At 61.2% G+C, this 21,545-nt stretch carries 17 protein-coding genes and 1 pseudogene; 6 read left to right on the top strand and 12 right to left on the bottom strand.

Annotated features, from left to right (window positions below):
* Positions 1-583: 583 nt before the first annotated feature.
* On the top strand, positions 584-925 hold the full coding sequence (locus Q0030_RS32935; protein WP_298376874.1) for a hypothetical protein: 342 nt from the start codon (positions 584-586) through the stop codon (positions 923-925).
* A gap of 625 nt (positions 926-1,550) precedes the next feature.
* Here Q0030_RS32935 and Q0030_RS32930 read toward each other — a convergent pair.
* The gene (locus Q0030_RS32930) at positions 1,551-1,760 is read right to left on the bottom strand and encodes a response regulator (RefSeq protein ID WP_298376871.1); all 210 of its coding nucleotides are present in this window, start codon (positions 1,758-1,760) and stop codon (positions 1,551-1,553) included.
* Positions 1,761-1,943: 183 nt separating this feature from the next.
* On the opposite strand from Q0030_RS32930, the gene Q0030_RS32925 reads away from it, so the two are divergent.
* A complete protein-coding gene (locus Q0030_RS32925) occupies positions 1,944-2,360 on the top strand; it encodes a hypothetical protein (RefSeq protein WP_298376869.1) in 417 nt (138 codons plus the stop codon).
* 524 nt (positions 2,361-2,884) lie between these two features.
* On the opposite strand, the gene Q0030_RS32920 is transcribed toward Q0030_RS32925, so the two are convergent.
* Together Q0030_RS32920 and Q0030_RS32915 are read right to left on the bottom strand one after the other, a co-directional pair.
* The gene (locus Q0030_RS32920) at positions 2,885-3,292 is read right to left on the bottom strand and encodes a hypothetical protein (protein ID WP_298376866.1); all 408 of its coding nucleotides are present in this window, start codon (positions 3,290-3,292) and stop codon (positions 2,885-2,887) included.
* A gap of 609 nt (positions 3,293-3,901) precedes the next feature.
* Positions 3,902-4,825, bottom strand: coding sequence for a hypothetical protein (locus Q0030_RS32915; protein WP_298376863.1), 924 nt, complete (start codon positions 4,823-4,825; stop codon positions 3,902-3,904).
* A gap of 714 nt (positions 4,826-5,539) precedes the next feature.
* Between Q0030_RS32915 and Q0030_RS32910 the strand changes: the two genes are divergently transcribed.
* Complete coding sequence (locus tag Q0030_RS32910) at positions 5,540-6,382, top strand: DUF1194 domain-containing protein (RefSeq protein ID WP_298376861.1); 843 nt, start codon at positions 5,540-5,542, stop codon at positions 6,380-6,382.
* A gap of 198 nt (positions 6,383-6,580) precedes the next feature.
* Complete coding sequence (locus tag Q0030_RS32905) at positions 6,581-6,760, top strand: hypothetical protein (RefSeq protein WP_298376859.1); 180 nt, start codon at positions 6,581-6,583, stop codon at positions 6,758-6,760.
* 1,624 nt (positions 6,761-8,384) lie between these two features.
* Here Q0030_RS32905 and Q0030_RS32900 read toward each other — a convergent pair.
* From Q0030_RS32900 to Q0030_RS32860, 9 genes and pseudogenes are all read right to left on the bottom strand, one after another.
* Complete coding sequence (locus tag Q0030_RS32900) at positions 8,385-11,111, bottom strand: hypothetical protein (RefSeq protein WP_298376856.1); 2,727 nt, start codon at positions 11,109-11,111, stop codon at positions 8,385-8,387.
* A 52-nt stretch (positions 11,112-11,163) separates the two neighbouring features.
* Positions 11,164-11,550: a hypothetical protein gene (locus Q0030_RS32895; protein WP_298376854.1), complete on the bottom strand. Its 387-nt coding sequence runs from the start codon at positions 11,548-11,550 to the stop codon at positions 11,164-11,166.
* Between the two features lie 16 nt (positions 11,551-11,566).
* A complete protein-coding gene (locus Q0030_RS32890) occupies positions 11,567-12,649 on the bottom strand; it encodes a hypothetical protein (protein WP_298376852.1) in 1,083 nt (360 codons plus the stop codon).
* Positions 12,650-12,723: 74 nt separating this feature from the next.
* On the bottom strand, positions 12,724-13,440 hold the full coding sequence (locus Q0030_RS32885; RefSeq protein ID WP_298376849.1) for an ABC transporter ATP-binding protein: 717 nt from the start codon (positions 13,438-13,440) through the stop codon (positions 12,724-12,726).
* 14 nt (positions 13,441-13,454) lie between these two features.
* Complete coding sequence (locus Q0030_RS32880; RefSeq protein ID WP_298376846.1) at positions 13,455-14,210, bottom strand: ABC transporter ATP-binding protein; 756 nt, start codon at positions 14,208-14,210, stop codon at positions 13,455-13,457.
* Position 14,211: 1 nt separating this feature from the next.
* Positions 14,212-15,216, bottom strand: a complete 1,005-nt coding sequence (locus Q0030_RS32875; RefSeq protein ID WP_298376843.1) for a branched-chain amino acid ABC transporter permease — start codon at positions 15,214-15,216, stop codon at positions 14,212-14,214.
* A complete protein-coding gene (locus Q0030_RS32870) occupies positions 15,216-16,094 on the bottom strand; it encodes a branched-chain amino acid ABC transporter permease (protein ID WP_074277227.1) in 879 nt (292 codons plus the stop codon). Before Q0030_RS32870 ends, Q0030_RS32875 begins: the two co-directional genes overlap by 1 nt.
* Before the next feature lie 203 nt (positions 16,095-16,297).
* Positions 16,298-17,689, bottom strand: a complete 1,392-nt coding sequence (locus Q0030_RS32865) for an ABC transporter substrate-binding protein (protein ID WP_298376833.1) — start codon at positions 17,687-17,689, stop codon at positions 16,298-16,300.
* Between the two features lie 221 nt (positions 17,690-17,910).
* Positions 17,911-18,072 (bottom strand): annotated as a pseudogene (locus tag Q0030_RS32860) (JAB domain-containing protein); the annotation flags it as partial.
* Positions 18,073-18,669: 597 nt separating this feature from the next.
* On the opposite strand from Q0030_RS32860, the gene Q0030_RS32855 reads away from it, so the two are divergent.
* Positions 18,670-19,122 (top strand): (2Fe-2S)-binding protein, encoded by a 453-nt coding sequence (locus Q0030_RS32855; protein ID WP_298376935.1) that lies wholly within the window; start codon positions 18,670-18,672, stop codon positions 19,120-19,122.
* Between the two features lie 2 nt (positions 19,123-19,124).
* Entirely contained in the window at positions 19,125-21,449 is a 2,325-nt protein-coding gene (locus tag Q0030_RS32850) for a molybdopterin cofactor-binding domain-containing protein (RefSeq protein ID WP_298376933.1), read from the top strand.
* Positions 21,450-21,545: the final 96 nt, after the last annotated feature.

The following is a 21,545-nucleotide window of genomic DNA, read 5'->3' as shown; positions in this document are numbered from 1 at the left end:
TCGTTAAAATAAACGCGGCCTTGCTACATTGCCATTCACTGCCGAGCGCAACACTCGATACGGGCTGTGGAGCAGCCATCGCTAACAGAACAGCGGCGCCGGCCAGCAAAATTTACCATTACGAGCATGCGTCCTTTACGAGTCCACGCCGAGCCCATCATAGCCGTCGCTCCTTTGGAACAATCGAGGAAAGGCTATGCCGGGTTTGCTTCTTGCCGGCTTCGTGGCTCTTGGAAAATGGTTTCGTCGCAGGACTGGCAGGAACAAGTAGGCAAGGCCAGGAAGCAATTTATTGCTCCCCCGCGGGCAGCCCCCGACTGCTGCGAGTTTAGTGGAATAGCGACCCCGGCCCGCCGCCCGCGTCGGGGTCGTTTCTGGAGCTGCCGCCGCGAAACGGTTGGACAGTGACCGATGAAGCGCCCGTCGACGATCGCAGGCTGGCGGCGCATGCCAGGATGGTTGAAAGCGATAACAAGAAGGGGGCGCGGGCTCAGGTCCGCGCCTTAATCCTGCGAATATCGATCTGAAAAATGGCGCCGCGGCCGCGCAGAAGGCGTAGCCTTTGAGAGGAGGGGAGTCGGTTGTGGTGCGAACTGTCTTGATCTTCCTATCGCTCTGCTCTCCCGCGCTCGCCCATGACCCCAGCCGTCCCGAACTGAACGAATGGTTCAACAGACTTGCGTCCCACAAGGGGCTTTGCTGTTCGTTCGCGGACGGTTTTGCCGTCAGCGACGTCGATTGGGAATCGAAGGATGGCCACTACCGCGTCCGTCTCGAGGGCCGATGGATCGACGTGCCCGATGACGCCGTGATCACCGAGCCGAACCGTGCCGGCAGAACTATGGTTTGGCCCTACACGGCCGATCGCGGGACCGATCATCCGTCCACTGAAATCAGGTGCTTCATGCCCGGCAGTATGGGCTAGGGCCCGGGGGACTTCGGTCCCGCGCTCATGGCGTCGCTAAAGGCCTCAAGCGCGCCGGTTCAGTTCGGCGGGTTTTCTTCAGGGCTCTGGGGGGAGCGGCGAGCGGTTGATCCGGCTTTTCACTTTGATGCTTTTCGGGCTTGGCCGCCCCGATCGGCCGCGCAAATCTGGCGGCCCACCGCTGTTCGAACTTTCTTTGCACGTCCCGAGGAACGTCGCACATAACCCACCTCCGGGTTCGGCCCCTCGACGGGGCCTTAACGCGCGGAGCGCTCTAAAGGTCCGTAAACGGCGCCACGGGGAATCAGCGTCGGGCGCCCGTGCAGTGCCGCGATTGCCCGGCCTCGGGAGCTCCAATCAAACCCACACCAGCGGCCTCGCCAGAGTCGCGGCGGCCATTCTAGCGGCTCTAGGCCTGCCCTGATCTGTGCCGCCAGCTGATCCGACCTCAAAACGCTTCAATGGGTCGTGGCCGCCGGTATCGTACCGATCGCGCGCAAATCCTCATCCCGCATAGTGACGGAGCGCCCGGTCTCTCGAGCGACCTTCCGGGCCGCCTTCATGGCGAATTTGGCACGATGATGCTGCCTTTCCCCGAGAACGCGGCCGCGGCGACATGCCAACCTCAGTTAGGCGGCTTCAATTCGCTGGCCAGCCAGCCGACCGCGTCGGTCTTCATCGGGTCTACAGACAAGGAGAGCTTTTCGGTCCGCCCGCAGGTCGAGCACTCGAACGTGCGGACCTCGAACCCGCGCTCGCCAGGCGAGATGCGCGCCAACGCCATCCGGTGCTTGCACGCGGGACACATCGGCCGCTCGTTGGTCGTGGCAATCATCCATAAATCCGCGAGGTCGATGATGATACTTTTGGGGCCCGAGTCTTCGCCTTCGCGATGTCGGACAGAGTATTTCACCGCGCCCACTATATGCGGCCGAACAGCATGGTCGACAGCCGCTCGTCGCCGCTCCTAAAATGAACGGCAGCAAGTTCGCAGGAGGCCGGGCGGCGGGGTAGGGCGGTGAACTTCCAGGTGACGGTTCTCAAGGTGCTGGTCAGCTATCCGGACGGGTTCGCGATGATGGCGGACCTCAAGCGCGACATGGCGATCCTGGCGACCAGCGGATGCGACTGGACCGAACGTACCAAGAGACTGGCGGGGCGCGTGCCCGAGTTAGACATCTTCTCGCAAGGACTCGTCGAAAGGCTCAACGGCGGCTGGCGTATCACCGAGAAAGGCTGCGCCGTGCTTGAGGTCATGGAGACGCGCCCGGCCGCCGTCCCGGCAAGGGACCCGCCTCCCGTCCGTGGGATCGATGAGCCCTCGCTCGCAGCGGCACCGGAAGCAACACCTTCGATCGCGACCGACCGGCGAAAGCAGGACCGAAAGCGGCGCCGGCGGGCCCTGGTCCGGCGGGGAAGAGCCGCGGCTTCGTAGGCGCTCGCGGGGACGGCGAAGCTTGCGGGACAGGCGCCTGGGCGCACGCGGTGCTCGTCGAGAAGCAGTCCGTCGCTTGGTCGGTGGCGAAGCCGTTAGTTTTCGCGCTACGGCACCGCCCCGCGACCCCAGACATTGATCGCGGGCAGCGGTTAGAACCTGGAATAGTAGTCGTTCACCACTCTCGCCCGTCCCTGGTCGTCACAATTACAATCGTTGTCATTGTTGCAGGCCCAGGAAATCATCAGGGACACACACACACGCGGCTCGTTTCAGCTCGGCAAGCGCGCACCAGCGAAGCCCGGCACTTTGAAGCGATGTAGTGGCCAAATCTAGCGCCGTAGGTCTCCCTTGCGGAAGAACCCATTGAGACCTGCAGGTCCATGTCTGCAGTTGGAAGTGGACCGGAAGTAATCAGCCAGCGTTCAACACGACGCGAATGACCCAAAGAAACTCTCGGCGGCGGCATCCTCGTCGAGTACGCCATCCGCGCCTGCAATCGGTCTCTTGCGAAGAAACGGGCCTTAAGCCTTCAGATCCGTGATCCGCATGATTGCGACCACGTTCCCATCGTTGTGCGCCTGCTCCTTTGTGTCCTTGTTGCAGGTCCAGACAAAGTTCTTCTTGGCCGTAAAGGTCTTTCGCTCCTGCTCGATCCGAAGCTCCCCCTCGGGGATATGGCAGATCATGGCATTCATCATCGGGGGACCCATAGTCTTCGATCCCGGCTGCATGATGACATCGCGCATTGAGACGGTCCTAAAACCGGGGATGAGGGATGGTGTCTCGCCATCATAAGCACGCACGACGACACCTGGCCACGGCGTCGTATCCTTGTAGCTGGTGGTTTGAGCGGCGGCGGGCTTCATCATAGCCGCCGAAGCCGCTGCCAACCCGATTCCCAGTGCTGACCTTCGATCGATCTTGTTCATCGCTTTTCTCCGAGGTTAAGCAACGAGCCGTCGCAGAAGCGGCGTGTGCGCTTCGTGGTGAATGCTGGTGCAAAACCAAAAAAGGGGCGGTCTCTAAGAGCACTGCCGATGGCACCAGTGCTGCTCGCTCGCCCCGAACGGCGATTTCGGCACGTCCCGCTTCAAGGGCAACTGCATTCTACGCCACCTGACGCGCCTGAGAAACGGGTGGCTTCGCCCGAAGGCCCGATCGGCATACCGCCCGGAGGCTGCGACTGCGGCTCCTGGGAATGTCCGGAGTTGGCCCGTTTGAGACACGGGGACGAGGCCTCAGAATGTCTGTTCGCCGGGGTAAACCGGAAGTCTTCGGCGGACGATCAAGACGACGCGAATGACCCAACTGAGACATCCGCTTGCGGATCGAGCCGCCGCTTGCCATGCGGTATCCCGAGTCCGAAATCCGCGGCTGCAAGCGGACGCCGGGACGAGGTTGTCGCGCGCGAGAGATGCCCGCGCGCGCAAGGGCTGGAGGTCGGGTAGTCCAAACGCCGTCAAGCAGCGCAACGCGGGCGTGGCCCTCTGCCTTCGCTGGGCCCGCCGGGCTCGGTGCTGCCAGGTCACATATGGCGGTTAAACGTCCAGCGCCCAGCCAGAAAAGTGCGTGGCATGGTGGTGGAAGTCGTCAACCGATTTGTCATCGTCGTTTGGCACGGCCAGAAGGCCATTGGTATTGCCGGCGGCGTCCGCGTAGAAGCCGACGATCTCTCCCTTGTCATTGATCCCGTTGAACACCGTCGAGCCGGCCGCGTTCGGATCGTCAAGCGTGGTGAATGTGCCCGTATTGGCATCGTAGATGATGCCATGCGTGACGCCATTGACGATGTCTTCGCCGACCGCGATGCCGTGATCGTTCACTCCAAGGAGCTCCGTCGTGGTCGCGCCGGGCGCGTCCACGGTCTTGAAGACGAAATGGTCCTCCAAGAAACCGTGAGTGACGCCCGCACTATCCGTATAGAACCCGGCGATCGTGCCCTTGTTGTTGATCGCTGCTGCAACCGTGCTGACTGCAAGCGGATCATTGATATCAGCCGAAAACTTGCCGCTGTTGATGTTGTATGTGTAGCCGTGGCTATTCCCGAACGCGTCGTTATAGAATCCGACCGCAATATTGTGGTCGTTTACCCCCAGCAGCTGGTTTTCGATTAGGACCCCGGCGTTCGGGTGGGTTGGCGTGTTCGGGTTGTTGACAGCTGTAAAAACGCCGTGCTTCTCGTAGAAGCCAAACTGATTGTCGACGGGGACCCCATTGTTCGTCGGGTAGAAGTATCCGACCGCGATGCCCTTGTCATTGAGCCCGGTCAGCTGAGTTTGAGGCACACCAGGAAAGTCCACGGCATTAAACGTGCCGGATGTCGTCAGCAGGTATCCCTGGTTGGGATGCCCTGCGTCTCCGCTGCCGTAAAATCCAGCGATCAAACCCCTGTTGTTGATCCCCAGCAAATTATTGAAAGTGGGGTCGGCCGGATTGTCGAACGTATGGAAGTCGTACGTCATATGCTCTCGCATGCTCTGCTCCCTTGGTGAGATGACGTGCCGAATGAGCAAAGCCACGCAGTGACAAAATCCCGCGGTGGGAAGACGCTCAATCCCGCAGTGGGAAGACGCTCACGCGATTTACGTGTTGCTCGGGAACACCCACTCGATCGTTTCTATTCGACCGCCACGGCACGCCGCTTGCTCTGCGCAGCCCGAGGGCATAGCCGCCTCACATTCCGTCCATTCTTTATGACTTGTGCGGAATGCCGGCATACTTGCTGAGTCTCCACACCGCATGAGGCGATGAAGGCCGCACAGCACTCTCGCGATTAAACGCGGGAATTCGTAACCGCTCAAATGACAAGCATTTTAGTTTCTAAATCGACTGGAACACGACCGACTCTAAATGGGACATGATTCCGGACGCTTTCGCGACGGGATGATGACAAGACTATGCTGACCTTCCTTGATTGAGCGCGGATTCTTTGGTGGGACTGGATGTCCGATGTTGGCCCTCAGCGGTAGTTGGCGCAGTGCGGTGTCATGTCCGGAGTTAGTGGAAAACCGGAAGCGGCTCACCGACTGTCAAAGTGGAGCGATTGACCCACAGCGGCAGTGGGCCGAGCCAACTCGCCCACGTGACTAACCGAAATGTGAAAAGCAGAATATGTTGCCGCTTTTCGCGGCGCGTTTTGCGTGTCACCATCCCTTTGCAACGACGGGAGGGTTGCCATGCGCTGGAGTGTCTCGATCGGAGCAGCGCTTGTGGCCGGAGCGATGGCGGGGAGCGACCTAACGGGCGCTGCAGCCCCGGGGCCCAACTCTCAACAGGCCGACCCCAACGGCGGTGTGCCGTCCGTTGACCTCGAGCTTGTGATCGCCGTCGATGTTTCCTATTCGATGGACTTGGACGAGCTTGCTGTTCAGCGCGAGGGCTACGCGCTAGCTTTCGTCTCGAAAGATTTCCTTCAGGCGTTGAAGGCCGGTCCCCACAGCAACGTGGCTGTGACCTATTTCGAGTGGTCGGCTTCGAGCGACCAGAAGATCATCATTCCGTGGCGGTTGATTGATGGTCCGGAATCGGCTGATGCAGTAGCCAACGAAATCATGAGTGCGCCGGTTCGCCGGGGCTCGCGCACCTCGATCTCAGGTGCGATCTATTTCGCGATGCCGCTGTTCGATGAGGATCCCTATCGCGGCTTGCGCCGCGTCATGGACATTTCCGGCGACGGCCCCAACAACAACGGCGCGCCCGTGACCGGCGCGCGCGACGAGGCGCTGTCGAAGGGCATCGTCATCAACGGTTTGCCAATCATGGTGAAAGAGCCGTCCTATTCGACCATGGATATCGACAATCTCGATTGGTATTATGAGGACTGCGTGATCGGCGGCCCTGGCTCATTCGTGGTGCCGATCAAGGATCGGGAAAAATTCAAGGAGGCGATCCGCGCAAAACTCCTGCTTGAGGTCGCGGGCCGTACGCCGGAGCGCCGGATCGTCACGGCAGCTGAGAAACAGCCGCGGGTGCCCTGTTTGATCGGTGAAAAGTTGTGGCAGGACCGCTGGGGCCGGTGAGCGTCAAGAGCAGATATTTAACAAAGTCGATCACTTCGCGGTTCGGACTACCGTGTCCGGTCATGGCCCTTTTCGAGGTAGCGGCTGGCACCGAAGACGTCCGATTATCGGGGAGGCCGAAAGTGACCGGCCGTAGCGATGCAAGCGGCCAAAGGGATAAATGGAGTTTCGTCATCGGAGTACTCAGAGACTACTTCGTTGCCGCAATCGGCTTACGGCACCGACCAAATCGGGCCGCTCGAGAACCTCAACCATCTTGTCGAGAATGCTTTCACTGTCGTGGGGGCGGGGCTGAAGGTATTCGTCCAAGATGCACAGGGCTTCGCTGACGGCCTGAAGAGTCAGCTGTTGATCGGTCATCGCTTCTTACCCATTTGAATGGCGGGAGAGTCGCGTTATCAAGAAGTCTGAAAGATCAAGTCGTCTATTAGACTTATCCAATCAAATTTTATTTAAATGCGGGGCCTCACCTCATAGCGAGGGCTCTCCGGTCTGGTTTTGCGAAAATAGGCAACGCACCACCAGGGGCTCGCACTTTAGGCCACGGATACCAAAAATTCAGCGGAAAGCGGTCGAGCGCAACGTCGGTATCTTTCCTCCGCGCGAGAGTTTAGGTGCTCTCGGCGATCAAGCACGGGGCTGGGCCGGCGCTTGATGGCTGTCGGGTGAGGCAGGGCCGAAAAGCACTTCTGCGCGCGAAACGCACCTTTTTGTTTGACGAATCTGGGCAACTCGTTGATATCGCAATAGATGCGCCCGCCGTCCGAGCGCACCAAGAGAATAAGTCATTGATGCGAAAAATGTTTTCGCGATCCTTTTACTCCCACGTTGTTACCCGCTGCGAATTCTAGATTGCTCTTCCGCTAATCCTCCATGTTTGATCGCGTGGTCGAGCGTTTGCTCTTGTGGTCGTCGCAGCATTCTTTGAACCACCGATCCGCGAAGGAAAACCGCTGTTTGCTCACGAGAGGGCAGTGGCGTAGCCCAGCGCAGAAATCGGTGGGTTCGTACTCTTATCCGTGAGCGCTACGCGCGGTATCCCGAACCGCATGTCCATCAAAAGACGTGCGGGCAGGGCGTCCACATCCTTGAGCTCGCCCACCGCCTCATATCCGCCTCGCGGGTCTTCCTGAATAGCTGCTATTGGCCCGAATGCGAAGTGCCAGAAGGTACCGAAGACGTCCGATGACAGTGGCAAACCGGACGCGACCGGCGGACCGTCAAAACGGCGCTTTTTGACCGTGCGCCCTGAAGGCGCGGATCACTAGTGGAGGAAGATTCCACCCAGAGAGTTGTCGATTGATCTGGTAGCTGACGAGCGGTTCGGTCGGGTAACCGGCAGGGCTGGAGCCTCGTGACAAAGGCCGCTTTAGGCGGTTGAGCAATGCGGCGGGCCGTAACGTGAGTGAAGCCTGAGCAGGCCTCGAAAGTCCTAATGCGGATGCCGACCCTCCGGTCAAAAGGGGTAGGCAGCATGAGCGGGGAAGCAATCGACAAGCGCACCCGCTCGATCCGCCGGGGTAGTGGGCACGGCACGTCGGAATGGTGGTTTCGGGTAATCGGGGGAGACCCGTCACGGGCGAGGGTAGCGGCCTCAACGTCGCGAAGGCGGCGGCCATGGCGGGAGTCGGACAGGGCCGTATGACCGTTGAAGCCGGGTAATGCTGGCTGAGGAAAGGGCCCTGACTTCTGGTGCGCTTTCGAAGATGGCGAAGTCGTGGTGATTGGCGATGAGCCTGCAAACACCATCAATGACAGGCGCCGCCGGAGATTGCTGTGTCGAGGGGCGAAGGAGAGTTACTCACCGTGCCGAAGCCGCGTGCGGTTAGTTTGCTCTCCGTGTGCCTCAACGGTGAAACCAGTCGGAGAGCCGGATGGCCTTAATCGGGCACGTCCGGTTCGATGAGCGGGATGGGAAACGGAGCGTTGCCGAATGGCCCAAGCTACCGCGCCCATCCTCGACTCTACCTGAGCTGACTTGGGCCGGACGATACCGTAGCAGTCAATGGGAGGGCGAAGCAGGGCTGGCGCCGATCACGACCGGGATTCGCTCGATCTGCGCAAGCATCGCGTCGCCGTTGACAACGATCTCGACCATGACGTCGTACTGGCTGGGCGGCAGCTTGCCGTCAAACTCGATCTGGAACGTCAGGTCCTCCCGTAGACGAGCGGCGCCCGTCAGCACGACCCGACCGTCAGCGTTCAGCACCACGTAGCGGCATTCGGGGGCAGCACGCTTGAGGAGGACGGCGTCAACCGACTGCATCGGTCGGCGCAGGACGCGGTAGTCGCGCATGAACCTCTCGAGAATTTCAATATCGGCGGAGAGGCGCAGTCCGCCGCCATCGCTCTCGACTTTGGTGACGTAGCCTCGGCGCGGAATGGCGTAGGCGTCGTAGGAACCCACTCCCAAGGGGTAGCTGAGATCCCGGAACGCCTGGAGCGTTGCGCTGTCGCCCGCCCAGCTCTTGAGCTGATAGGGACCGTTGGTCACCAGAAAATGCCCGTGGTCTCGGTAGAACGCCGCCATCGCTGCCCAGCGCTTCCGCGCCTCCTCGGCGCTTACCTGCGATCGCAGGATTTCGGGACGAAACCCCTCCTGTTCGAATTGATCGGTGAGCGCCGCGAGCCGCGCTTTCAATGTATCGGAGCGCACGAGATCGAGCCAATCGATGCCGCGGCGGGCAGCCTCGGCTTGCGAGAACGCGGCCCAGTCGCGGCTGACTGCCTCTTCCATCAGCACGAGCAAATGCCAAGGTAGCGTACTCCACGGCGGTGCGAAGACCGCGTCCTGCTCGGCATCCTCCGGCGGAATATTGGCGTAGACGTCGACCACGACCAACTCGCGGACGAAATTGACGTCACCCACCCGGAACGACTTCGACGCCGTATCGACACCCGCGACCCGCACGCCCGCGAGTCGCCGCCGCAGCGGGGCGGTCGCCGCGGCGACTACGGGGTCGTAATGTGAATCCGCTTCGCCGGGGACGGCCCAGCGATAGGCGAACATGTAGGCATAGAGCAGGTCCGCGAAGGTCGCGCGCGTCCCGTCATGAAATGCCGAGCCGAGCACGCGGTAGGTCAATTTCAAAGTGGCGAATCGGCCCGCCCCAACCGGCTGCAACCGGCCGGTCCCAGGCTCGGGAATAAGCGCGTCTTCGGGAACGGCCAGGGCCTCCGGTACCGTTGCGGTCGGTTGCGCAGGCACGCGGCGCTCAACGATCGGCTCGGCGAGAATCGACAAGCTTACAAACGTGTAGACCACCATCAGTGCGGTCAACGGCACCTGCGAGCGCAGCGCGGCGCCACGCGTTTCGAGGATCTGGTGTGCCCTCACATCGGCGAGATAGACGGCGGCGATGTGGCCAAGCACGATCGACGTCACTGCGGCATACCATGCAAACCGCGCGCCGACGACGGCGATGTCGACGCGGTATCCCGCGGTGTCAAAGAGATTCCAGCCATATCCGAATGGATCGGATGCGAGCGGCACGATGTATTGTCCCTGGGTCAGCAGGTACACGAGGTAATGCGCGAGGTGATAGGCGATGGCGATCGGGACCAGAGTGAAGGCAAAGTTCCGCGCTATTTCCCAGGGCGAGTGGAAGGCTGCCACCATGCTCATGACGGCGCTTACGGCCACATATGCGCCGAAGAACAAAGCCCAGAACGCAACGAGACCGATAGTCCTGACGATGATGGAATCAGCTTCCCCAAGACTGGGCAGCACACCGAGGAGTTGGCGCTCGACCTCCGCCCATTCCGGCGTGCTCAGCAACCCGTCATAGAGAACACTCGACAACACGAGCAGGACGAAGGCGACCATCGAGGTGGAGGCCGGCTCGTTGGCGAGCAGACCCGCTCCGAAGGGCCTTAGCGCCAATCCATGTTCGCCGGAACGATCGCGGATGCTCGGTTCGGTCGGCGCAAAGCGAGCAAATACGCCGAAGAAAACGCTGAAGACCTCGCCATGCTTGACCCAGGCCTCGCTGCCGAACGCGGCCATGCCGGCCCAGGTGAGTAGCGAATAGAAAAGAGCCAACCAGGCGATGTTGGCTGGCACCGCCGGGCTCGGAAATACGAGCTCCGTCCAGGAAACGGCAAGCAGCAATGCGAATGCCGGCCACACTGCGAGCGCCTCGGGATAGGGCCAGCGCAAGCCCAAACCGCGGCCGCCGCCGGTCCGGTAGAGCCGATCGGCCCAGTCGAAAAGGGTACGCCATGGATTGATCAATACCCACAGGTCTCCGAAGAAAGCCGAGAACACCGCGAGCCCTACCCACCAGATCACCCACACAAGCGTCGGCGCGATGTTCTGATACGGGTTCTGGCTTCCGTAAAACCCGGCGATCACGGTCAAGACCAACAGGCTGATCGAGAAGAGCTTAAGAAAGGTCCCAAGCGCGCGTGCGATCTGCCGGCGCAGCCGGTGCGCCAGGAGGTCGATGCGCGGGTAGCCACTCGCGCCTGGCGCATGGCGGGCGAATAACCCGACGATGACGAACGACAGAACGACGGCCGCCGCCGTGCCGAACAGATAGAGCGACAGCGGCAGGGGTAGGTCGTAACGCTGGCCGAAGCCATGGGCATGTGCCGGGAAAGCGAGCGAGCAAACACCCGCCACTACGGCGGCGAAGGTGAAAGCCGGCCGTTTCGCGTGGCCGAACCGTACGGCTTCGTTGTTTTCAGGCCCGCCATGGAGCGGGGAGGCGATGAGAGCTTGGGTCACCAAAGACATCCGAACATATGCTCTCCGGCAGGACGCAGCTTTGCCGCACGGTCTAGCGCGGATAAACCTCGATATTCACCAGCGGTTCTTCCTCGTGCGTGTGACCGTCGGCGCGCCCCCCTTGCGCGTGGACGTGAACCGGAAATCGCCCCGTCGCAGAAGCCGCGAATGTGAGATCGGTGGTGGTGCCCGGTTCGACGTGTTTCTCGATATCATAGCCGTGCAGATGCAGGGTCAACGGTTGATCCGTGCTCCATCGCAGCCTTACGACGTCGCCCTGCCTGACGCGGATGAGCTGCATGGAGTCCGGAACGCGACCATGCGCGACCTTGAGGTCGAAGGTAAGCTCCGCGGCAAGAGCGCCGAAGAACGCGCTGCCCGCCGCGATCAGCAAGAACGCCCATACAAACGTGGCGAGCACGAAGCGGACGTGAAACATTGGCTCCCCTCGCTTTTCACCGACGGGAATTCGATTGAACGTCCGAGAGGCGATTGAGCATCCAGCCCGAATCATAGGGTGCGGGCACCAGGGCCGGATCGCCGACCGCCGACCAAAGCAGCCGTCCGAAGCCGTCGTTAAATCCCGCGATCGGATTCCAGGCTGCGTTCGGCGCTTTGTCGATCCCTAGCATGAGCCAACCGTTCCACGGAAAGTTCTTGAGCTTCACCGTGCGTATGAACATCGGTGAATTGAGGCCCTCAATGGAATCGAATCCGATATTCTCGATGCCGTCACTGAATTCGACGCTGAAATACTGCCGCTTCACGGTGTATCCGACGACGAGCTTGCGACAACTGCTGGTGAGCGTAGTCACGAGGTCGCGTTGCAAGTTTATCCGCTCGACCGCATCGCGATAATCGCTCGCCTCGATCCGCCCCACCATGGCGTCAGCGCGAGCCCTAGTATCGCCATCCTCGATCGCATCAGCCAGGATGCGCTCGGCATGAAACCACCCGGCCTTCACCCACGGAGGCCCGAGCCAACCGTTGACCGAGGTCATCGATGAGGCGACGAGGTCCGCCGCGCTGACCTCCTCGACCGCGACATCCCATTCCGGACCCTGTGCAATCCATTCGGGACGAATGAGGTGTTGCAACGCGCCGTCGGCCTTGACTCTAAGATTTGCGGGCGCCGCCGATGTCCGGGCGCGCGCACGCAGAAAGCGCGCCTTCGCGGCCTCGGCGAGATCAGCGTAATAGAGATAATCGCCGTGAAAAGGCGTGATCGGATAGGGATGAAATATAAAGCCTTGCTTTCCGGCGATGTCGCCGACGACCGTCTCGACGGCGGCACACGCGGACGCGGCGGGATTGCGCAGCACGATGACGAAACTGCCGAGCGACTCCACCGCACGGATCGAGACCGGCACGTCGCCGGAAAAGCGCGGCTGCGGACCGAGATAGGCCTGAATCTTGTTTTCGAGCAGCAACGGAGCGGCGTGCTCAGGCGGTATGGTCTCGATGGCGATCTCGTGCGGATAATAGGACGGGTACATTGGCAGCTCGTGGCCGCCCCTCCCCACGGTTGCGATCGCCAATGTCGCCGCTAGCGCAGCAAGCAGGCTCAGCGGCTTCACCATGGGACGCGGCCTGGAAGAACCGGACATGGCAATCACCCGCGCAGCGTGCGCATCACCTGGTCATCGGCGAGCGCCTGCTGCGGCTTGCCATGGAAGACGATCTCGCCGCGATCGACCACGTAGAGCCGATCGGCCATCGTCGCCGCACTCACGAGATTCGATTCGGCGATCAGCAGCGAGATGCCCATGGCCTTGATAGTCATGACCGCCTCGCGGAAACGTTTCACGACGGCGGGTGCGAGCCCTTCGAAAGCCTCGTCTAGGATCAAGAGATAGGGGGCGAGCGCCATGGCCCTGGCGATCGCCACCATTTTCTTCTGGCCGCCACTCAAATTCTGCCCCTGTCGGTCGACAAGTTGGCGCACTTCAGGAAATACGGTGAACGCCCGCGCTTCGGTATTGCCATCGCCTGCGGCGCCGCGCTCCGTTTTTTGCGCGAGCCAGCGGCTGATCATCAGATTCTCGGCGACCGTCAGCTCGGGAAAAATGCCGGAGTTCTCCGGCGCGTAGCCGATGCCGCGTTTGGCGCGCCGATGCGGTGGCAACGAGGTGATCTCCTCATCGCGAAAGCGGATCTGGCCTGAACGGACGGGGAGCAGGCCGGTGACGCTCTCGATGATGGTCGTGCGTCCGGCTCCGTTGCGTCCGACCAGGGCCACGACCTCGTCCGTATCGACGCTGATCGACACGCCGCGCAGGATATGGGCGGGGCCTCGATAGGTGTTGATGTCCTTGACCTCGAGCAGCACCAGCTTTTCTCGCCTCAACTCGCCAGCGGCGCGCCAAGCAGAATGCTGGCGACGTCCTTGTTCGCGCGGATCTCGTCGGGCGTGCCATCGGCGAGGAAGGAGCCCTCATGCATCATCACGATGCGATCCGAGTAGCGAAACACCACGTCCATGTCGTGCTCGATGACGACCGCGGTCACCATTCCTCTGCGCACCACCGACGATACGGTATCCATGATCTGCGCCTTCTCGTGGGTGCTCACGCCGCTGGTCGGCTCGTCGAGAAACAGCAGCCGGGGACGCAGCGCGTAGGCGACCGCCACGTCGAGCAGCTTGCGATCGCCCTGCGCGAGGCCCCCCGCCGGAACCTCGATCTTGTTCGTCAAGCCGAACTCGCCCAGCACTTCGATCGTCTCGCGGCGCACATCATAGTCGTGGTCGGCCAAGGCCGCCATCTGCACGGCCTTGCCGTCACGCGAGAAGATCGACAGTGCGACGTTGTCGAAAACCGAAAGTCCGTCGAACAGGTTGACGATCTGGAAGCTGCGGACAATTCCCGCCTTGATGCGGTCGGTCACCGTAGTAAAGGTGATGTCGCGATCCTCGAACAGGATTTGACCGCTGTCCGGCTGCAGATGTGCGCTGATCAGGTTGACGAGCGTGGTCTTGCCCGCGCCGTTCGATCCCACCAGGGACAGGAATTCACCCTTGTTCACCACGAAATTGACGCCGTCGCAGGCGCGGGTCTCGCCAAACTGCTTCCTCAGGTTAACTGTCTTGAGAAGGGGCATGTCAGGATCTCCCCTTCCTCAGTCTCAGCCCGAGCGTCGACAGCCCCCCGACGATGCCTGTTGGCAGCACCAGCACGAGAGTGACCAGAACCACGCCAAGCAGAAGTTGCCAATATTCGGTCGTGGCCACCGCGTAGGTCTTCAAATAAGTGAACACGATGCCGCCGACGATCGGGCCGGTAAAGTTGCGGAAGCCGCCGAGCAGCGCAGAGAATACGATCTCGCCCGAGAAGGTCCAGTAGAGGACGTCGGGTGTCGTTAAGCCGTTGAGCGGCACCCAGAGAATGCCCGCGAGCCCGGTGAAAGTTCCGGAAACGAGAAAGGATATCCAGCGGAACCGGCGGATCCTCAAGCCGAGAAAGCGCGCGCGGACCTCGTTATCTCGTATGGCCTGAAGCGCTTTGCCGAACGGCGAGTGCACGACCACCCACATCAGGACGACGCATACGACGAAGATGGCCAGCACGTAGTAGTAATAGGACGTGATGAATTGCTGGAAGCCGCGGGGGCCGGAGAAATTGAGCAAGCCCAGCAACAAGGCCGGACGGGGTACCCGCAGACCGTCGCTGCCGCCGGTCACCCAATACAACTTTAGCGCCAGGCTGTAGACCACCTGCGAAATCGCCAGCGTAAGAATGCCGAAGAAGATTCGGGTATGCCGGACGCAGACATAACCGAACAGCGCCGACGCAATCGCGACGGCCGGAATCCCGATCAGGATATAGAACTCCATGGAATGCGGTCCGAGACGCTGCACCACGAAGGCGACGGTGTAGGCGCCGAGGCCGAAATAGGCGGAATGACCGAACGACAACAGGCCTGTGTAGCCGAGCAGCAGATTGAACCCGAGCGCGGCGATCGCCGCGATCAGCCCGTAGGTCACGAGCTGGATCTGATACGTGTCGACGAAGGTCGGCAGCAAGATCAACAGGAGCAGGACCGGCGCCATCGCGGCTGCGAGTCGTGCCAACGAATGATCGCGCGGCGCGCTTGGATCGGGTTTCATCACGCGGTTCCAAACAGCCCGGTCGGCCGCACCAGCAGCACCAGGGCGGCGATGAGGTACAGCACCGCCAACTCGAGCTCCGGGAAGAACTGAATTCCTGCGGTCCGCACGAAGCTCACGACCAGGGCCCCGACCAGAGCCCCCTTGAGGCTGCCTAGCCCGCCGATCACCACCACCACGAAGGCGATGACCAGCGCATCGATCCCCATGCCAAGCACGGCCGCCTGGGTCGGCACCACGATGGCTCCGCCGAGACCCGCCATGAAGCAGCCGATCCCGAACGCCATCACATAGACGAGGCCCACATTGAGGCCGAGCGCCGAAGCCATGCGCCGATCTTGGGACGTCGCTCGCAACATGACGCCGAACTTGGTGTGATAGATTGCCACCCAGAGGGCCAAGGCCGCCACCACGCCGATCCCGATCACCACCAGATTGTAGGCAGGATAGAGCAGGCCGCCGATATGGATGATCGGCAGCGCGTCCATCAGCGCGTCCGCGGAAAGGGGCGTCCCGCCCCAGATGAAACGGATCGAATCTTCGAGGATCTGAATGAGGCCGAAGGTGACGAGCAACTGGTATTCCTCGGCTCGGCGATAGAAGGGTCGAAGCAACAAAGGTTCTATGACGATGCCGATGAGCGCCACCGACAGCGCCCCCAAGGGCAGCAGGAGGAACAGCCAGCCCGGCGGCAGGCCCAGCGCAATCCCCCGGCCGACCAGCCACGCGGTGACGTAGGCGCCAACAGCATAGAGGCTGCCATGCGCCAGATTGATGATCCGCATGACCCCGAAGATCAGGCTGAGACCAGCGGCAATGAGGAAGAGCACCGAGGCATAGAGCAACGAGTTCAGGATTTGAATCGTCAGGAAGGCCACCCGGTGCTCCTCCGCCTTGGCGCTTATGACGCAACCCTGGATCCTGACGCGAGGTCGCCGCGAAGGTCCGGGACGCCCAAGCTTCCGCAAACCGCTGGTTCACGGGTCACGTGACACAGCTTCGTGCAATTATCGCCGACAAGAGCCCCCCGCGCCCGTTTGCAAGGGCGCGAGGGGATCTCACTGAAGTCACTTCGCCGAGCTCACCCGACCACCTTCGGCCAGGTGGTCTTGATCCAGTTCGCCGCTGCGGTCGACTCGTTGTGGGTCGTGCCGGGCTTCGGCCAGCCGAGCGGTGCGGTGATGTTCCGGATCGGAATGGTGATGATCCGGGCCGGATCCCAGCTCGCGAACTCAAAATCGGTAAGGTTCTTGCTGAATCCGGTGACCGCGTCCTTGTAGGCCTGGTGGTCGGGCCGCATGTAGAGATAGCCCGATGGCGCATCTATGCCGAGGCCCTCGAGCTGGCTAATGATCGCTTCGTCCTCGGGCCAGCCGCCGGTCAGCTTGTTGGCCCGCTCGATGGCGGATTTCAGTAGGTAGAGCGCCATATACGCGCCCTCCGACTGGAAGTTGGGGTACTCGTTCCAGCGCTTGAAGTAGCGCTGGACGAAGCTCTTGTTCAGCGGCCAGCGGTCGCCGCCCGGATAGGTGAAGTAATAGTTGGAGTGGACCCCGGCGAGCACACCCTCGGGGTGATCCTTGCCGATCGCATGCGGGGCAACGCCAAAGGCGATCGTGCTCGCGACCTTCATCTTGTCAAACAGGCCGTAGCGCAGCGCCTGCTTGTAGAAGGCCACATAGTCGCCGCCCCACACCGAAGCCACCAAAAGGTCGGGCTGCGCCGACATGATCTTGGTGATGTGGGCAGTGAAGTCGGTGGTGAAGAGCTTCGGCCAGCTTTCCGAGACGATCTCGGTTCCGGGCAGCAGCCGTTCGAGCGCGAGGGTAAAATGCTCGGATGCGTTGCGGCCGTAGGCGTAGTCCGGATGGATATGGGCGATCCTGCGGACATTCGGCCAAGCCTGCGCCACCCCGATGGCAGCCGTGATCCCGTCCGACGACTGGATGTTGGTGATCCGGAAGACGTATTTGGGATTGGGTATAGCCCTGTCGAACAGAAAGTCGGTGCACCCGTCCGTCAGGATCGTCAGCAGCCCGAGTTCCTCGGCAACCGGACCGACCGCCGGGCTGGTCCCGCTGGATATGACGCCGGTGAACATGTCGATCTTGGCGTCGAGCTTCATCCGCCGCACCTCTTTCACACAGGCGTCTGTGCCGGCGGCTTCATCGGCGGTAATGGTCTCGATCTTGCGCTTGCCCAGCAGCCCGCCCTGCGCGTTGATTTCTTCCGCCGCCATGGTGTGGCCCTTGATCGACGGCTCGCCCAGCACCGCGCCGGCGCCGGTCAGGAACGTCATGTGGCCGGTTCTGAAGGGCGTGTCGGGGATCCGCCCCTTGGCAGGATCTTGCGCGGCCTTGAGCATCTGTGAGCCGCCGACTACGCCAGCGCTGATGAGGCCTGTCCCGCCTATAGTCACGCCCAACGTATTGAGGAAGGCGCGACGATTTACTGAAGGTGTTGTCTTCTCCATGATGGTTCCTCCCTCTGAAGGAAGACCAAAGGCAGATCGTCTCCCTGGCGATCCGCGAATGTTGCAATCTTACCGCAGTTCTTACCAACTTAGAACAGCCAAATGGTCGCGTCCCGGGCGGACGATGATATGGTCACGCTTGGTGATGGCGCTCAACTGAAGCGAATGGCGAATTGCGGGTGACAAGAGGGGTGCAGTCTCCCTCACTGCTCGCCACTCGCTCACTGGATCAGCTTCAGCGTTCGAAAGCTCGCATGCCCGTTCTTGCCAACGATGATGTGGTCATACACCGACATTCCGAGCGGGCCGGCGATGTCGATGATCGCCCTGGTCATCTGGATATCCGCCTGTGAGGGCGAAGGATCGCCGGACGGATGATTGTGCGCTCAAGGCGAAATTTCATTCAGGTGGTAATTGCTGCGTTGCGCGAGTCTCCTGTTGACCCGACTCGGACATTGGCTCCGGCCAGAGCGGCTTCCCGTGATCAAGGTGAACTTGGCCACTTTCGAGCATACGATTTGCTTAGATCGCGTCGCGTTGCAGGTCTGATCAGGTGCGTCATGTTCCCCCCATGACTTAACTCTTGCCTCGCTCCGCAGTCGCCGAGCGAGGCATTTTTTCTCGTCGCTGCTGCGGTCTCTCAAACCATGCTTGTTGGAAAATTGAAAAGCTCCGGCAATTGGCGCCCCGCTTTTGACAAACGAAAAATGCCAAAACAACTGTCTGTGAAGTCAGCTCCATGTCAATTTCTGATAACATCGTTGGCGATAAAGGCGCGCCTGCACAACAACCAACAATCAAGAGAAGCAGGAGCCGTGAGCAAAACAGAACTGTCGAACAGATCGTGCAATGAAGTCTGTCAGCCTTCCTGACACGATGAGCTCGTGCGGGAAGTCGAAGCGGTTGATGCAGGCGAATGGATGCCTGTTCCGCTTGCACCGAACCAGACGTCAGTAGCTCAAGAAGAGCGAGAAACGATCATGATCAAGTTGAAGATTAATGGCCAAGAACAAAACTGGGATGGCGACCCAGATCTTTCGCTGCTTTGGTTTCTCCGTGATGAGGTGGGCCTGACCGGGACCAAGTATGGCTGCGGCGTGGCGCTGTGCGGTGCGTGTACCGTCATCGTTGACAAGGAAGCGGTACGCGCCTGCATCACCTCCGTTTCCGACGTGGTCGGCCGCGAGGTCACCACCATCGAAGGCCTTCACCCGACCGGCGACCATCGGGTTCAGAAGGCTTGGCGACAACTCAACGTCCCGCAATGCGGTTATTGCCAGGTCGGCCAAATCATGCAGGCGGCCGCGTTGCTGATACAAAATCCAAAACCGTCCCACGATCAGATAGTTGAAGCGATGTCCGGCAACATCTGCCGCTGCGGCTGTTACCAGCGCATCGAAAACGCAGTGCATCTCGCATCGACGGGGGTGTGACCATGACCATCAATACGAACCCCAAAAAACTCCGCGGCTTTGAACAGTTCATCAAGGCCAAGGTTGAGAACGTTTCGCGTCGCAGCATCCTGAAGGGCCTCGGCATCGCCGGAGGCTTCGTGCTCGCCGCTCCCGTGATGTCACGCCCCGCTTTCGCCGCGTACGAGACCGGCGCGAGCAAGATGCCGCACGGCACCGTGGTCGACCCTCGTGTCTTCGTGTCGATCGCACCGGATGGCTTGGTTACGATCCTCGCACACCGTGCCGAGATGGGAACGGGCGTCAGAACCAGCCTGCCGTTGATCGTAGCCGAAGAGATGGGAGCCGACTGGTCGCGCGTCCGCGTCCAGCAGGCCCATGGCGACGAAGTCAGATACGGCAACCAGGATACTGACGGATCGCGCAGCACACGCCACTATCTGATCCCGATGCGCCAGATCGGCGCCTCGGCTCGCACGATGCTTGAAGCCGCTGCGGCGAAACGCTGGGGCGTACCGGCCACCGAAGTGAAGGCCGCCAATCACGAAGTGGTCCACAATGCGAGTGGACGCCGCATCGGATTCGGCGATCTGGCTGGCGATGCAGCGAAGGAGCCGGTGCCGAGTATCGAAGGCCTGAAGCTGAAGGACCCGAAGGATTTTCGCTATCTCGGCAAAGGCGAGATCGGCATCGTCGACCTGCGCGACATCACCACCGGCGCGGCGCATTACGGCTCCGACACGCGCCTGCCCGGCATGAAGTACGCCGTCATCGCGCGGCCTCCGGTCACCGGCGGCAAGCTCGCGTCGTTCGACGCAGCAGAGGCCATGAAGGTTTCCGGCGTCGAAAAGGTCATGGAAGTGAAAGGATGGCCGTGGCCCTCCAAGTTCCAGCCGCTCGGCGGGGTCGCCGTGATTGCTCGCAACACCGGTGCTGCGATCAAGGGCCGCGATGCGCTAAAGGTTGTCTGGGACGACGGACCTAATGGCAAATACGACTCGGTCGCCTATCGGGCCGAACTTGAGGAGGCCGCGCGCAAGCCAGGGCTGATCGTGCGCAAGGAGGGCGACGTCGATGCCGCCTTGAAGGGGGCCGACAAGGTGATCGTGGGTGAATATTACCTGCCGCACCTTGCCCATGTCGCCATGGAGACGCCCGTCGCGGTCGCCGACGTCAAAGGCGACAAGGCCGATATCTGGGCGCCGGTGCAAAGTGCGGGTGGAACCCGCGAAGACGTCGCGAAGACGCTCGGCATTCCCGAGGAGAACGTGACCGTCAACGTCACGCTGCTTGGCGGTGGATTCGGACGAAAGTCGAAGTGCGATTTCGCGCTGGAAGCGGCCCTGCTTTCGAAGGAACTCGGTGCGCCGGTCAAGGTGCAATGGACGCGGGACGACGATATTCGTCACGGCTTCCTTCACACCGTTTCGGTGGAACGCATTGAGGCCGGCCTTGATAAGAAGGGCAAGGTGATCGCCTGGCGGCACCGCAGTGTCGCACCGAGCATCGCATCGACATTTGCGGCGGGTACGGTGCATCAGGCACCTTTCGAACTCGGCATGGGACTTGTCGACATGCCCTTCGAGATCGCCAATATCCAGTGCGAGAACCCGGAAGTGGCCGCACACACCCGCATTGGCTGGTTCCGCTCGGTGTCGAATATCCCGCGCGCCTTCGCCGTGCAGTCCATGGTTGGCGAGCTCGCGCAGGCCACCAACCGCGATCAGAAGGAAATGTTGTTGGACCTCATCGGCTCTCCGCGAATCGTTGACCTGTCTTCCGTGAAGGATCTCTGGAACTATGGCGAGCCGTACTCCAGCTATCCCATCGACGCGGCGCGGCTGCGGCGTGTCGTCGAGCTGGTCGCTGAGAAGGGCGAATGGGGGCGGTCGGTGCCCAAAGGCCATGGGCTCGGGATTGCTGTCCACCGTAGTTTTGTCAGCTATATCGCGACCATTGTCGAGGTGGCCGTGGACGACAAGGGCAAGTTCACGGTGCCTCGGGTCGACACCGCGATCGACTGCGGCACATATGTGAACCCGGAGCGAATCCAGTCCCAGATCGAGGGCGCCGCGATCATGGGAATGAGCCTTGCCAAATATGGCGAGATCACGTTCAAGGACGGCAAGGTACAGCAGCGCAACTATGACGACTTCCAGGTGATCCGGATTGACGAGGCTCCCCGCGTGACCAACGTCTACATCGTGCCTCCTGGCCCCGACACGCCGCCGAGCGGCGTCGGCGAGCCGGGCGTGCCGCCCTTCGCCCCGGCATTGGCCAACGCCATCTTTGCCGCGACCGGCAAGCGTATTCGGGTGCTGCCAATCGGCAAGCAACTGGAGACGTAGAGGCATTGCTCGCAGAGACCGTTTCATCGATCCGACGGCGAAACGGTCGCTCAAACAAAAGGAATGCGGCGGATATGTTCGGCCGCATTTTCTTGT

The organism is uncultured Bradyrhizobium sp. (assembly GCF_947648125.1).
GTDB lineage: Bacteria > Pseudomonadota > Alphaproteobacteria > Rhizobiales > Xanthobacteraceae > Bradyrhizobium.
The sequence above is the reverse complement of the archived record's forward strand: the minus strand, read 5'-3'. Positions and strand labels throughout refer to the sequence as shown.

What these genes read in the sequence shown, in the direction of transcription:
- Q0030_RS32855 (WP_298376935.1), top strand. Translation starts at nt 18,670, where the DNA reads ATGATCAAGTTGAAGATTAATGGCCAAGAACAAAACTGGGATGGCGAC.
- Q0030_RS32865 (WP_298376833.1), bottom strand. Translation starts at nt 17,689, where the DNA reads ATGGAGAAGACAACACCTTCAGTAAATCGTCGCGCCTTCCTCAATACG.
- Q0030_RS32930 (WP_298376871.1), bottom strand. Translation starts at nt 1,760, where the DNA reads ATGATTGCCACGACCAACGAGCGGCCGATGTGTCCCGCGTGCAAGCAC.
- Q0030_RS32850 (WP_298376933.1), top strand. Translation starts at nt 19,125, where the DNA reads ATGACCATCAATACGAACCCCAAAAAACTCCGCGGCTTTGAACAGTTC.
- Q0030_RS32880 (WP_298376846.1), bottom strand. Translation starts at nt 14,210, where the DNA reads ATGCCCCTTCTCAAGACAGTTAACCTGAGGAAGCAGTTTGGCGAGACC.
- Q0030_RS32875 (WP_298376843.1), bottom strand. Translation starts at nt 15,216, where the DNA reads ATGAAACCCGATCCAAGCGCGCCGCGCGATCATTCGTTGGCACGACTC.
- Q0030_RS32915 (WP_298376863.1), bottom strand. Translation starts at nt 4,825, where the DNA reads ATGACGTACGACTTCCATACGTTCGACAATCCGGCCGACCCCACTTTC.
- Q0030_RS32910 (WP_298376861.1), top strand. Translation starts at nt 5,540, where the DNA reads ATGCGCTGGAGTGTCTCGATCGGAGCAGCGCTTGTGGCCGGAGCGATG.
- Q0030_RS32920 (WP_298376866.1), bottom strand. Translation starts at nt 3,292, where the DNA reads ATGAACAAGATCGATCGAAGGTCAGCACTGGGAATCGGGTTGGCAGCG.
- Q0030_RS32895 (WP_298376854.1), bottom strand. Translation starts at nt 11,550, where the DNA reads ATGTTTCACGTCCGCTTCGTGCTCGCCACGTTTGTATGGGCGTTCTTG.